Annotated in this window: 12 protein-coding genes; 5 read left to right on the top strand and 7 right to left on the bottom strand. The window is 73.7% G+C overall.

The window, feature by feature from the left end:
- Window positions 1–7 precede the first annotated feature (7 nt).
- Together Sspor_RS08960 and Sspor_RS08955 are read right to left on the bottom strand one after the other, a co-directional pair.
- Window positions 8–2491, bottom strand: a complete 2484-nt coding sequence (locus Sspor_RS08960) for an excinuclease ABC subunit UvrA (protein ID WP_237403765.1) — start codon at window positions 2489–2491, stop codon at window positions 8–10.
- 24 nt (window positions 2492–2515) lie between these two features.
- Entirely contained in the window at window positions 2516–3505 is a 990-nt protein-coding gene (locus tag Sspor_RS08955) for an LLM class flavin-dependent oxidoreductase (protein ID WP_237403764.1), read from the bottom strand.
- Between the two features lie 60 nt (window positions 3506–3565).
- On the opposite strand from Sspor_RS08955, the gene Sspor_RS08950 reads away from it, so the two are divergent.
- Window positions 3566–4057 (top strand): phosphatase domain-containing protein, encoded by a 492-nt coding sequence (locus Sspor_RS08950; protein WP_202198555.1) that lies wholly within the window; start codon window positions 3566–3568, stop codon window positions 4055–4057.
- 88 nt (window positions 4058–4145) lie between these two features.
- Here the strand turns inward: Sspor_RS08950 and Sspor_RS08945 are convergent, their stop codons facing one another.
- Entirely contained in the window at window positions 4146–4361 is a 216-nt protein-coding gene (locus Sspor_RS08945) for a dodecin (RefSeq protein ID WP_136231115.1), read from the bottom strand.
- A gap of 162 nt (window positions 4362–4523) precedes the next feature.
- Here Sspor_RS08945 and Sspor_RS08940 point away from each other — a divergent pair, with 162 nt between their 5' ends.
- The 3 genes from Sspor_RS08940 (at window position 4524) to Sspor_RS08930 (ending at window position 7761) form a co-directional block, all read left to right on the top strand.
- Window positions 4524–5786, top strand: coding sequence for an extracellular solute-binding protein (locus tag Sspor_RS08940; protein WP_237403763.1), 1263 nt, complete (start codon window positions 4524–4526; stop codon window positions 5784–5786).
- 155 nt (window positions 5787–5941) lie between these two features.
- Window positions 5942–6820, top strand: coding sequence for a GNAT family N-acetyltransferase (locus Sspor_RS08935; RefSeq protein WP_202198554.1), 879 nt, complete (start codon window positions 5942–5944; stop codon window positions 6818–6820).
- On the top strand, window positions 6817–7761 hold the full coding sequence (locus Sspor_RS08930; protein ID WP_202198553.1) for a lysophospholipid acyltransferase family protein: 945 nt from the start codon (window positions 6817–6819) through the stop codon (window positions 7759–7761). The genes Sspor_RS08935 and Sspor_RS08930 overlap by 4 nt, the downstream gene beginning before the upstream one ends.
- Here the strand turns inward: Sspor_RS08930 and egtD are convergent.
- The 4 genes from egtD to egtA are packed head-to-tail and all read right to left on the bottom strand — an operon-like array spanning window position 7644 to window position 12053.
- On the bottom strand, window positions 7644–8618 hold the full coding sequence (egtD, locus tag Sspor_RS08925) for an L-histidine N(alpha)-methyltransferase (protein WP_202198552.1): 975 nt from the start codon (window positions 8616–8618) through the stop codon (window positions 7644–7646). The genes Sspor_RS08930 and egtD overlap by 118 nt on opposite strands.
- On the bottom strand, window positions 8615–9373 hold the full coding sequence (gene egtC, locus Sspor_RS08920; RefSeq protein ID WP_202198551.1) for an ergothioneine biosynthesis protein EgtC: 759 nt from the start codon (window positions 9371–9373) through the stop codon (window positions 8615–8617). The genes egtD and egtC overlap by 4 nt, the downstream gene beginning before the upstream one ends.
- Window positions 9373–10689: an ergothioneine biosynthesis protein EgtB gene (gene egtB, locus Sspor_RS08915; protein ID WP_202198550.1), complete on the bottom strand. Its 1317-nt coding sequence runs from the start codon at window positions 10687–10689 to the stop codon at window positions 9373–9375. The genes egtC and egtB overlap by 1 nt, the downstream gene beginning before the upstream one ends.
- Entirely contained in the window at window positions 10686–12053 is a 1368-nt protein-coding gene (egtA, locus tag Sspor_RS08910) for an ergothioneine biosynthesis glutamate--cysteine ligase EgtA (RefSeq protein ID WP_202198549.1), read from the bottom strand. Before egtA ends, egtB begins: the two co-directional genes overlap by 4 nt.
- Before the next feature lie 107 nt (window positions 12054–12160).
- Here egtA and Sspor_RS08905 point away from each other — a divergent pair, with 107 nt between their 5' ends.
- The gene (locus tag Sspor_RS08905; RefSeq protein WP_202198548.1) at window positions 12161–12994 is read left to right on the top strand and encodes a TIGR02452 family protein; all 834 of its coding nucleotides are present in this window, start codon (window positions 12161–12163) and stop codon (window positions 12992–12994) included.
- The last annotated feature ends 8 nt before the right edge of the window (window positions 12995–13002 follow it).

Below are 13002 nucleotides of genomic sequence, written 5' to 3'. Positions count from 1 at the left end.
GCGAGGATCACCCCGGTTCGCCGACCGGCCGCGGCCGCGCCGCGGCCGGCGCCGGGCCGAACGGCTCCCGCGCCTCCTCCCGCCGACCGGCCCCCAGGGCCCGCGCCAGGTACGGAGCCGTACGGCTGCCCGCCGCGGAGGCCACCTCCGACGGCGTACCCGCGGCGACCACCCGGCCGCCCTCCGCGCCGCCGCCCGGGCCCAGGTCGATGACCCAGTCCGCGCCCGCGACCACCTCCATGTCGTGCTCCACGACCACCACCGAGTGCCCGGCGTCCACCAGCCCGTGCAACTGCCTCAGCAGCACCCGCACATCGGCCGGATGCAGCCCGGTCGTCGGCTCGTCCAGCAGGTACAGCGTGTGGTCCCGGCGCAGCCGCTGCAGCTCGGTCGCCAGCTTGATCCGCTGCGCCTCACCGCCCGACAGCTCGGTGGCCGGCTGCCCCAGCCGCAGGTAGCCCAGCCCGATCTCCTCCAGCGCCCGCAGGCTGCGCGCCGCCGCCGGAACCTCCGCGAAGAAGGCGGCCGCCGACTCCACCGTCAGGCCCAGTACCTCCGCGATGTCCAGCCCCTCGTACCGGACCTCCAGGGTCTCGGCGTTGTAGCGGGCCCCCGCACACTCGGGGCACGGGGCGTACGTGCTCGGCAGGAACAGCAGCTCCACCGAGACGAAGCCCTCGCCCTGGCAGGTCTCGCACCGGCCGCCCGGTACGTTGAAGGAGAACCGGCCCGCCTTCCAGCCACGCGCCCGCGCCTGCGGGGCCGCCGTGAAGAGCTTGCGCACCACGTCGAACAGACCGGTGTACGTGGCCAGGTTGGACCGCGGTGTCCGGCCGATCGGCTTCTGGTCCACCTCCACCAGCCGCCGCACGGGACAGTCGGCCTCCCCGAGCCGCTCGCCGACCTCCCGGGCCAGCACCTGCCCCACCAGCGTGGACTTGCCCGAACCCGACACCCCGGTCACGGCCGTGAACACGCCGAGCGGGAACTCCGCCTCCAGCCCGCGCAGGTTGTGCCGGTCCACCCCGCTCAGCCGGACCTTCCCGGTCGCCGGGCGCACCGGCCTGGGCGCACCGGCCGGCTCCCGCTCCGCGAAGAGGTGCCGGGCCGTGGCCGACCCCGCCACCCCGGCCAGGTCCTGCGGCGGCCCGCTGTGCAGCACCTGCCCGCCGTGCTCCCCGGCCAGCGGACCCACGTCGACCAGCCAGTCCGCGTGCCGCACCACATCGAGATGGTGCTCCACGACGAAGACCGTGTTCCCGGCCTCCTTCAGCCGGTCCAGAACGCCGAGCAGGGCCTCGGTGTCGGCCGGGTGCAGGCCCGCCGACGGCTCGTCCAGTACGTACACGACCCCGAACAGCCCCGACCGCAGCTGCGTCGCCAGCCGCAGCCGCTGCAGCTCGCCCGCGGAGAGGGTCGGCGCGGTCCGGTCCAGGCTCAGGTAGCCGAGCCCCAGCTCCGTGACGGGCCCGATCCGGGAGCGCAGGTCCTCGGCGAGCACCCGCGCCGCCTCCCCGTCCAGGGGCGCGGAGGCCAGTACGGCGTCCAGGTCGGTCAGCGCCAGCGCCGCCAGCTCCGCGATGGTCCGCCCGGCGAAGGTGACGGCGAGGGCCTCCGGGCGCAGCCGCCGCCCCTCGCACACCGGACAGGGCGAGTCGGCGAGGAACTTCTCGGCGCGGGCCCGCAGGGTGGCGCTCTTGCTGTCGGCGAAGGTCCGCATGACGTAGCGGTGGGCGCTCATGTACGTGCCCTGGTAGGGCCGTTGGATCCGCTCGGCCTCCCGCACCGGGTGCACGGTCACCACCGGCTGCTCCTCGGTGAACAGGATCCACTCGCGGTCCTTCGCGGGCAGCTCCCGCCAGGGCCGGTCCACGTCGTGGCCGAGCGTCTCCAGGATGTCCCGCAGGTTCTTGCCCTGCCAGGCGCCCGGCCAGGCGGCGATCGCACCCTGGCGGATCGACAGCTCCGGGTCGGGGACGAGGAGTTCCTCGCTGGTGCGGTGGATCCGCCCGAGCCCGTGGCAGGCGGGGCAGGCCCCGGTGGCGGTGTTGGGCGAGAAGGCGTCGGAGTCGAGCCGTTCGGCACCCGGCGGATAGCTCCCGGCGCGCGAGTACAGCATCCGCAGGGAGTTGGACAGCAGGGTCACCGTGCCGACGGAGGAGCGCGAGCCGGGGGAGGAGCGCCGCTGCTCCAGCGAGACGGCCGGCGGCAGCCCGGTGACGGAGTCCACCTTCGGTGCGCCGATCTGGTGGATCAGGCGCCGTGCGTACGGGGCCACGGACTCGAAGTACCGGCGCTGGGCCTCGGCGTAGAGCGTGCCGAAGGCGAGCGAGCTCTTCCCGGAGCCGGAGACCCCGGTGAACACGGTCAGCGCGTCGCGCGGGATGTCCACGTCGACGCCGCGCAGATTGTGCTCCCGGGCGCCCCGGACCCGTACGCAGGGGTCGAGGGGCTTGGGGGGAGGGGCGGGGGTACCGGCGGCCTGGTGCATTCGTCCTATTTTAGAGGCTCGTCCTCAGAGGCCCGCGATCCGGGCCAGCCGCGCGTAGGAGTCCAGCAGCGCCCTGCGGTCGTACGTGGAGGTGGTGACCAGCAGTTCGTCCGCGCCGGTCCGTTCCGCGACGTCCGACAGCTCCGCCGCCACCCGCTCCTCCGTGCCGTGGATGTGACCGGCCAGCGCGCTGGCGTAGAGCTCGCGCTCCTTCGGGGTCATCTCCAGCGCCTCCACCTCCTCGGCCGGCCGGAGCGGCGGGAAGCTGCCCCGGGTACGGGAGTACGCGAGGGCCCAGGCCTCCGGGACCAGGATGCGGCGGGCCTCCTCCGTGGTCGCGGCGACCGCCACCGTCCCGGAGACCACGACGTACGGCTCCGCGCCCAGGGCGGAGGGCCGGAACTCCTTGCGGTACACGTCGACGATCTCGCCCACCCGGCCGCGGGCCCGCAGGTCGCCCACCACCAGCGGCAGCCCGGCCCGCGCGGCGATCCCGGCGCCCTCGCCGGTGGCCAGGACGTAGGCCGGGACGCGCAGTCCTTCGGCGGGGTGGGCGTGGACCTCGGGGTGGGCCCGCTGGGTGCCGTCGAGCCAGCCGAGCAGTTCGGCCAGCTGTTCCTCGAAGCGGTCGGCGTCCCCGGTGTCGCGGCCCAGCGCCCGCCGGATGCCGTTGGTGAAGCCGACCGAACGGCCGAGGCCCATGTCGATCCGGCCGGGGAACAGCGACTCCAGGACCCCGAACTGCTCCGCCACCACCATCGGCTGGTGGTTGGGCAGCATGACCCCGCCCGTGCCGACCCGGATCCGGTGCGTCGCTCCGGCGACGGCGGCGGCCAGGACCGTCGGTGCCGCGCCGGCGACACCGGGCACGCTGTGGTGCTCCGAGACCCAGAAGCGGTGGTAGCCGAGCTCCTCGGCCGTCCGGGCCAGCGCCACGGTGTCGCGCAGGGCCTGCGGGGCCGGGTGGCCCTGACGGGTGCGCGACCGGTCGAGTATCGAGAGTTTTCGGATCACACAGGACTCAACGTCCGGCGGCCGTGAGGATTCCCGGCACGGCTCTCCTACGCTGGCGGCATGAGTGAGCACACCACCCGGCCGCTGGCCGTCTTCGACCTCGACAACACCCTGGCGGACACCGGCCATCGCCAGCACTTCCTGGAGCGCCGGCCCCGGGACTGGACCGGCTTCTTCGCCGCGGCCCCGGCCGATCCGCCGCTCGGGCGCGGGGTGGCGCTGGCCGTCGAGAGCGCGGCCGACTGCGAGGTGGTGTACCTGACCGGGCGCCCCGAAAGGTGCCGCGCGGACACGCTCGACTGGCTCGCCCGGCACGGTCTGCCCGACGGACGGCTGTTCATGCGCGGAAACCAGGACCGGCGGCCGGCCCGCACGACCAAGGTGGAGGTGCTGCGGCGGATCTCCCGGGGCCGGGAGGTGCGGATGCTCGTCGACGACGACGAGCTCGTCTGCCAGTCCGCGCGGGCCGCCGGCTTCCGGGTGGTGCTCGCCGACTGGGCGGCGGACGCGCCGGAGCTGGAGTCCGCCCAGGAGGTGGACGGCCGGACCTGACCGGGGAGCCGGGCGGCCGCAGGGCCGGAGGACCGGGGAGCCGAAAGGCCGGGGTGCCGGTTCCGGCTCCGGGGCCCGTCGCGGGGGCTCAGTCCTCGCCGTCGAGGCGGAAGCCGACCTTGAGCCCCACCTGGTAGTGGGCGATCTCCCCGTTCTCGATGTGACCGCGTACCTGAACGACCTCGAACCAGTCCAGGTTCCGCACGGTCTGGCCCGCGCGGGCGATCCCGTTGCGGATGGCCTGATCGATGCCCTCCTGGGAGGTGCCGACGATCTCGGTCACCCGGTACGTGTGATTGGACATGGAGGTCTCCCGACGGTGGGTGGCTTTGCCTGGTTCTACGGTGCCCCAGTAAGTCCCGGTCCGCGAACTTTGGGCGAACAGTCGTGAGCGAAAGGCCCTTGACCGGCCTATTGGTCTATGCCAATTTCGAGCCATCCGAGACCGAGCCAGAAGGTGACCCTCTTGAAGATGCGCTTGCTCGCCGCGTGCACCGCCCTCGCGGCCGTCACCGCCCTCACGGGCTGCAGCCAGTCGGCCGACCCAGCCGGAGGGTCGCGGAAGGTCACGCTCTGGCTGATGAAGGGCAGTGCCTCGGAGGACTTCATCGGCAAGTTCACCGCGGCGTTCGAGAAGGAGCACCCCGGCATCGACCTGAACGTCAGGATCCAGGAATGGACGGGCATCGGCGACAAGGTCAACGCCGTCCTCGACGGCACGGGCAAGGAGAGCGCCGACGTCATCGAGGTCGGCAACACCCAGGTCGCCAAGTACATCGAGACCGGCGGCCTCGAAGAGCTCACCCTCGAAGGCCTGCGCACATGGGGCAGCAAGGACTGGCTCAAGGGCCTCGCCGAACCCGCGACCATCGACGGCGCCCTGTACGGAGTCCCCTGGTATGCCGCCAACCGGGTGGTCATCTACCACAAGGACCTCTTCGCGAGCGCCGGGATCAAAACCCCGCCCAAGAACCGCCAGGAGTGGATCCAGGCCACCCAGAAGCTCGACAAGGGCGACCAGCAGGGCATCTACCTCGCGGGCCAGAACTGGTACGTCCTCGCCGGCTTCGTCTGGGACGAGGGCGGCGAACTCGCCGTCGAGACCGGCGGCAGGTGGGTCGGCGCCCTCGACGACGACAAGGCCCTGGCCGGCATGGACTTCTACAAGCAGCTCCAGGCCCTCGGCGACGGCCCCAGGGGCGCCGACGAGGAGACGCCCCCGCAGTCGCAGGTCTTCGCCCGCGGCGGGGTCGCCCAGATCATCGCCCCGCCCGGCCAGGCCGCCGAGATCGAGGCGGCCAACCCCGCCCTGAAGGGCAAGCTCGGCTTCTTCCCGATCCCCGGCAAGACCTCCGACAAGCCGGGGGCCGTCTTCACCGGTGGCTCCGACCTGATCATCCCGGCGCGGACCGGACAGCGGAAGGCCGCCGTGGACGTGATCACGGCCCTCGTCAGCGAGGAGTGGCAGACCGAACTCGCCCGCACGATGAGCTACGTACCCAACAAGACCACCCTCGCGCACGTCGTCGAGGGCAACGAGGGTGCGGCCAACATGGCCCCCGGCGCCGCCCAGGGCCGGGCCACCCCCACCTCCGCCCTCTGGGCCGAGGTCGAGGCGAAGAACCCGATCAAGCCCTACATGACGGCCGTGCTCACGGGCCGGGACCCCAGACAGGCCGCCAAGGCCGCCTCCGAGCAGATCGGCAAGATCCTCAGCTCCGACCGCTGAGCCACCGCCGGGGCAGGGGGTACCGCCGAGTTCAGCGTCCGCACATCCGCGGGCCGCTGAGCGGTCATGTCGAATCCAGCCGGTCACGGAAGAAGTAAAGGAGCCAGGCCACGCACCTGCGGACCTGGCCCTCCGTGCCCGGATCAGGAGCCGCCATGACGATCGCACCCCTGTCCCCGTCCCCCCTCCCCGCCTCGGCGCCGGCCCCCGCACCCGCCGCCGCGCCCGCCGCCGCGCCCGCGCCCGCCACCCGCCTCGCCCCCGCCAGGAACCCCGCCGCGGCGTCCGGCGCCCCTTCCGAACCGGGGCCGCGCTACGCCGTCCGCCTGGCCCGTGACGAGGACGAGGTGCGCGCCGCCCAGCGCCTGCGCCACCAGGTCTTCGCCGGCGAGCTCGGTGCCCGCCTGGACGGGCCCGAGCCCGGCCTCGACGCCGACGCCTTCGACGCGTACTGCGACCACCTCCTCGTCATCGACGAGGAGGCCGAGCAGGTCGTCGGCACCTACCGGCTGCTGCCCCCGGAGCGTGCCGCGGTCGCCGGCCGCCTCTACTCCGAGGGGGAGTTCGACCTCTCGGCCCTCGCCCCCATCCGCCCCGACCTGGTCGAGGTCGGCCGCTCCTGCGTCCACCCCGACCACCGCAACGGCGCCGTCATCGCCCTCATCTGGGCCGGCCTCGCCCACTACATGGAGCGCACCGGGCACAACTGGCTGGCCGGCTGCTGCTCGATCCCGCTCGCCGACGGCGGGGTCCTGGCCGCCGCCACCCGGGAGACCGCGCTCACCCGCAGCCTCGCCCCCGAGGAGTACCGGGTCACCCCCCACCTCCCCTGGAGCCCCGAGGGCATCACCTTCCCCGACCGCATGGAACTGCCCCCGCTGCTGCGCGGCTACCTCCGCCTCGGCGCCTGGGTCTGCGGCGAGCCCGCCCTCGACGCCGGGTTCGGCTGCGCCGACCTGTACGTACTGCTCTCGCTGCGCCGGACCAACCCGCGCTACCTCAAGCACTTCCGCTCGCTCGTCCCGGGCGCATGAGCGTCTGGCTGCCCACCTCGCCCTGTACCCCCGAGGCCTGTGCCGGGCACGAGGGGGCCACCGCGAGCGTTGCCCGGGCGGTGCTCAGACTCACCGCCGCCGTCGCCCTGATCCTGCTGGGGATCCTGGGCGCCCCGCCGGTCCGGCTGCTGCCGGCCGGCCCCCGGCACACGGTGGTACGGGTCTGGTCGGCCGCGCTCGTACGGGCCTTCGGCATCCGGGTCACCGTGCACGGCAGCCCGGGACCGGGCGGCGGCCGCCTCCTGGTCGCCAACCACATCTCCTGGCTGGACATCCCGCTGGTGGCCGCGGCCCTGCCCTGCCGGATGCTGGCCAAGAGCGACATCCGGGCCTGGCCCGTGCTCGGCCGCCTCGCCGGACAGGCCGGCACCCTGTTCATCGAGCGCGACCGGATCCGCGCCCTGCCCGTCACCGTCGGGACCATCACGGGCGCGCTGCTCGCCGGGGACCGGGTCACCGTCTTCCCCGAGGGCTCCACGTGGTGCGGGCGCGCCCAGGGCACCTTCCGCCGGGCGGCCTTCCAGGCGGCCCTCGACGCGCGGGTCCCCGTACAGCCGCTGCGGCTCACGTACCTGCGGTGCGACGGGAGTCCGGCCGGGGCGCCCGCCTTCGTCGGCGACGACCCGCTGACCGCCTCGCTGTGGCGGATCGCCCGGGCCCGCGGGGTGCGGGCCGAGGTGAGGCTGCTGCCGCGGATCCCGCCGGGCCGGTACGCGCACCGGCGGGATCTCGCGGCGGCGGCTCAGCGGGCGGTCGCCGGGATCCCGGCCGCCACCCCGACCGCGCTACCGGGCATTCCCGCTCAGCGGGCCACGCCGTCCGCCACCGACAGGGACAGCGCGAACCGGCCCGCCGCGTCCGTCCACCACTGGGTCAGCTCCAGTCCGGCCGCCGCCAGCTCCGCGCGTACGCCCTCCTGACGGAACTTCGCGGAGATCTCCGTCAGGATCTCCTCACCCGCCGCGAACGGCACCAGCAGGTCCAGCGCCCGGATTTTCACCACCAGTTCCGACCGGGCCCGCAGCCGCATCTCGATCCACTCCCGCTCCTTGTTCCACACCGCCACGTGCGCGAAGTCGGCCGTGTGGAAGTCCGCCCCCAGTTCGCGGTTGATGACCGCCAGTACGTTCTTGTTGAACTCGGCGGTCACCCCCCGCGCGTCGTCGTACGCCGACACCAGCACGGCCTCGTCCTTCACCAGGTCCGTCCCCATCAGCAGCGCGTCCCCGGGCGACAGCATCGCCCGGACGGACGCCAGGAACACCGCCCGCTCGGGCGGCAGCAGGTTCCCGATCGTGCCGCCCAGGAACACCACCAGCCGGGGCCCGGGGGACTCCGGCAGCCGCAGCGCGCGCGTGAAGTCGGCCAGCAGGGCGTGCACCCGCAGTCCCGGGTGCTCCGCCAGCAGCGTCTCGGCCGCCCCCCGCAGCGCGCTCTCGCTCACGTCCACCGGTACGTAGGTGTCCAGCGCGGGCATCGCCTCGATGAGGTGCCGGGTCTTCTCCGAGGACCCGGAGCCCAGTTCCACCAGGGTGCGGGCGCCGCTCTCGGTGGCGATCTCCCGTGCCCGCTCCAGCAGGATCTCCCGCTCCGCGCGCGTGGGGTAGTACTCGGACAACCGGGTGATCTCCTCGAAGAGCTCACTGCCCCGGGCGTCGTAGAACCACTTGGGCGGCAGGATCTTCGGGGTGTGCGTCAGCCCGTGCAGCACGTCCGTACGCAGCGCCGTCTCCGCGGCGTGCTCGTCGAGTGTCCGGGTCAACTGAAAGTCGTTCACGGGGAGTTCTCCTTGAGCGGGGTCAGTTCGACCCTGGTACGGGTGGCGGTCAGCAGGGTCCGGTCGGGCACTTCGCGCCACCGGGTGTCGTCGTCGTACGGCTCGGAGGCCACCACGGTGCGCCGCGACCGCGCGTCGGCCAGGTACCAGAGCGAATCGCCCCAGGCCGTCGCGGCGATCGTCACGCCGTCCGTGAGCAGCAGGTTCAGCCGGGAGCCCGGGGCGGCCGAGGCCAGCTCCCGGACCGGCTCGGCGAGCGCGGTGCCCAGGTCGTCCCCGGACCGCAGCCGTTGCAGGACCAGCGCCCAGACCAGCGCCGAGTCCGTGCGCGCGGCCAGCCGGAGCAGCTCCGCGGGCGGCAGCCCGGCCGCGAGCGGGGCGGCTGACTCCGGCCAGTTCCGCACCGAGCCGTTGTGGCTGAACAGCCACGGCCCGTCCGCGAACGGAGCGGCCGCCGCCTCCCCGTCCGCCCCCGGTACCGTGCCGTCCCGTACGGCGGCCAGCGCGGCCCCCGTCCGGACCACCCGGGCGAGATCGGCGAAGGTCAGGTCGCCCCAGACGGGCCCGGACCGCCGGTAGCGGGCCGGCACCGGGTCGTCCTGCGCGTACCAGCCGACGCCGAAGCCGTCGGCGTTGACCGTCCCGGAACGCTGGTGGCGCGGCTCCCAGGACTGGCGCACCAGCGAGTGCTCCGGCTCGCTCAGCAGTTCCCCGAGCGTCACCACCGGCCCCAGATAAGCGAGATGACGGCACATCAGACGTCCCTCGCGGTCCGGAAACCGGCGAAGATCTGCCGCCGCACCGGAAGGTCCCAGTTGCGGAAGGTGCCCCGGCAGGCCACCGGGTCCACGGCGAAGGAGCCGCCGCGCAGCACCTTGTGCTCCGGGCCGAAGAACACCTCCGAGTACTCCCGGTACGGGAACGCCCGGAACCCCGGGTACGGCAGGAAATCGGAGGAGGTCCACTCCCACACGTCGCCGATCAGCTGGCGTACCCCGAGCGGGGAGGCGCCGGCCGGGTAGCTGCCCGCGCGCGCCGGGCGCAGGTGCCGCTGCCCGAGGTTGGCGTGGGCGGGGGTGGGGTCGGCGTCGCCCCACGGGTAGCGGGTGGAGCGGCCGGTCGCCGGGTCGTGCCGGGCCGCCTTCTCCCACTCCGTCTCGGTGGGCAGCCGCCGCCCCGCCCAGCGGGCGTAGGCGTCCGCCTCGTACCAGCTGACATGCAGAACCGGTTCTTCGTCCGGCACCGGTTCGATCACGCCGAAGCGGCGGCGCAGCCACTGTCCGGCCTCACGGTGCCAGAACAGCGGGGCCTCGATGGAGTGCTCGCGGATCTGCTCCCAGCCGGGCGCCGCCCACCAGCGCGGATCGCGGTAGCCGCCGTCGGCGATGAACGCCAGGTACGCGGCATTGGTCACGGGCACCGTGTCGATCCAGAAGGGCCTGGTGTCCCGCACATGAGCCGGCCGTTCGTTGTCCAGCGACCACGGCTCGGCCGAGGTGCCCATCGTGAACGGGCCCCCGGGTACGAGGACTTCGGCGGCGAGCGGCGGTTCGCAGGGGCCGTCCGGTTCCGGGGCGGTCAGCACGGGCGCGCCCCGCCGGAGCTGATGGGTGATCAGCATGGTCTCGTCGTGCTGCTGCTCGTGCTGGGCGATCATCCCGAAGGCGAAACCGTCGTCGAGGAGCGTGCTGCCCTCCAGCGGCGTTCTCTCCAGCAGGTCGAAGACCCGGCCGCGCACCTCGGCGGCGTACCGGCGGGCCTCGGCGGGCCCGAGCAGCGGCAGCTTGGGCCGCTCGGCGCGGGGGTGCTGGAAGGCGTCGTAGAGGGGCTCGATCTCGGGGCGCATCGACGCGCGTCCGGCGACGCGCTGGAGCAGCCAGAGCTCCTCCTGGTTCCCGATGTGCGCCAGGTCCCAGACCAGTGGCGACATGAGCGGGGAATGCTGCGCGGTGAGGTCCTCGTCGGTCACGGCGTCGGTGAGGCCGGCCGTGCGTATGCGCGCCGCGGTCAGGGCTGCGGCCGCCCGCTCCCGCAGGAGGGAGGGGGAGGCGGAGGGGGACTCGGTGGTCATCGGCGGGCCTCTTTTCCGGTGAGCACCTGTGCGGACTCGTCGTCGGCCGGACATCGGCCGCGCAGTACGTAGCGTTCGGTGAAGGCGCCGACCGTGTCCCGGACGTGCGTGCTCGCGCCGAGCCGGGGCAGGGCCTCGGCGGCGGCCCTGAAACAGGCCTTCGCGGACGCCCGGAGCTCCGGGTCGGCCAGACCGTGCCGGGCCGCCGACCGCCAGAGCGGATTGCGGGGCGCGGGCTGGGTGCCGTAGGAGTCGGCCAGCCCCTTGGCCACCCGGTACGCGGTCTCGGTGGCCTCCGGGTCGTCGAACAGCGCGTGCACGACGGCCACCGGGACCAGCCAGCCGTCGTCGCCGGACTGCGCGTCGATCATGCGCAGTTCCAGGTGGCCGCGCGGCCGGACCGGCGGGAAGAGCGTGGTCAGGTGGTAGTCCAGGTCCTCGGCGGTGGGCGGGCGCAGCGAGGGGTACCCGCCCGTGCGCAGCCAGTCGCGGAAGGTCGTACCGGGCGGGATCTCCCAGTGCCCCTGGCCGTCGCCCCCTCCCGCACCCCGGCCCTCGTCCTCGCCCTCGTAGGACCGGACGCACATCACCTCGGTGTCCAGGGCCTGCCGGGTCCACGCGGTGCGCGGGTCCGCGTCCAGCGGAGGGGCGAGCGCGCGCCGTGTGTCCAGATCGCTCCAGATCCCCTGGCGGGCACACCGCCAGCCGGCGTACGGGCCTTCGTGCGCGGGGGAGTTGGCGAAGGCGGCCACCAGGACCGCGCCCAGCAGGTGCGCCAGCCGCCAGCGCCGGCCGTGGCCGAGCACGCCCGGCTCCTCGTATCCGGCGTCCACGCAGACCTGCACGGAGGCGGAGGCGCACATCATGGCGCGCCCGGCCGGGCCGGTGCGGTCGAAGTAGGCCTCCATGGCGTCGTAGCGCGGGCTGTTCAGCAGCCGGCGGTACGGACGGCGGGGGTCGCGGCCCAGGCCCCGCAGAACCAGGCCCTGGGCCAGCAGGGCGGCGCGTACGGCGGTGAGGTCGTCCTGCAGGTCGTCCACGCAGCCGGTGAGGGAGGTGGCGGGGGCCGAGCTGAGTTCGAGCTGGCCTCCCGGTTCCACGGTCACCCGGGAGTGCAGGGGCAGTGCGCGGGCCGCGGCGTGGGCCGCCCGCAGCCGCTCGGGAGGTACGTGCCGGTCCGGGCGCTCGGCGTCCATGACCAGCCATTCGAGTTCGGCACCGATGAGGCGGGGCGGGCCCGTCTTGAAACAGATGCCGTGGATCAGGTCCTCGGCCTGCGTCTCGCTGAGCGAGGGCGCGGGGGGCGGACCGGACGCGGGTGGGGGAACGGATTCAGGCGGGTGAGCGGATGAGTCCTGGGACATGACCGGGTCCTCGTCTCCTGTCGTCGGTCGGGACATCACCCGTGCCTACCCCTCCTCGGTGCGCAAAATCCTTTGCCGCCGGGAATGGCGGGACGGAGGATGTCCGCGTGAGCAGCAGATTGCGCGAGATCGCGCGGGAGAACGCGGAAATCCTGGCGGCCGGGGGGTACCGGACGCGGTCGGGACGGCAGGTTCCGCTGGCCGCCGCCCTGGCGGAAGCCAAGGCCGGAACCAGGATATATGGACCAAACCTGATCATTCCAGGTGGAAAGGTCCCTTCCGGTGGCGCCGCGACCCTGGTCGAGGTCACGGGCGAGAGCACCACGGTCGCCGCCCGCAGACTCGCGACCGCCACCCCGGAGCACCCGGATCCGGCTCCGGTCGCGGCCCTGAACTTCGCCTCGGCCCGTAACCCCGGGGGTGGTTACGTCCGCGGGGCCAAGGCCCAGGAGGAGGCGCTGTGCCGCGCCTCGGCCCTGTACGAGACGCTGCTCGAAGCCCCGGAGTACTACGAGGTCCACCGCGCGGAGCGCAGCACCTTCTACACCGACCGGGTGATTCACTCACCCGGGGTCCCGGTCTTCCGGGACGACCGCGGCGGGCTGCTGGAGACCCCGTTCCGGGTCGGCTTCCTCACCTCTCCGGCGCCGAACGCGGGCACGATCCGCCGGCAGGAGCCCGAGCGGACCGCCGAGATCCCGGCGGCGCTGTCCCGGCGCGCCGAGCGCGTACTGGAGGTGGCGGTACTGCACGGGTACCGGCAGCTGGTCCTGGGGGCGTGGGGCTGCGGGGTGTTCCGCAACGACCCGGCGCAGGTGGCCGAAGCCTTCCGGGGGCTGCTCGCGGACCGGTTCGCCGGAGTCTTCGAGCGGGTCGTGTTCGGCATCCTCGACCGCGACCCCACCACCCGCGAGGCCTTCGACCGGGCCTTCCCGGCCTGAGGTACGGG

Source organism: Streptomyces spororaveus, from assembly GCF_016755875.1.
GTDB classification, from domain to species: Bacteria; Actinomycetota; Actinomycetes; order Streptomycetales; family Streptomycetaceae; genus Streptomyces; species Streptomyces spororaveus.
This window is presented reverse-complemented; position numbering and strand designations above follow the sequence as displayed.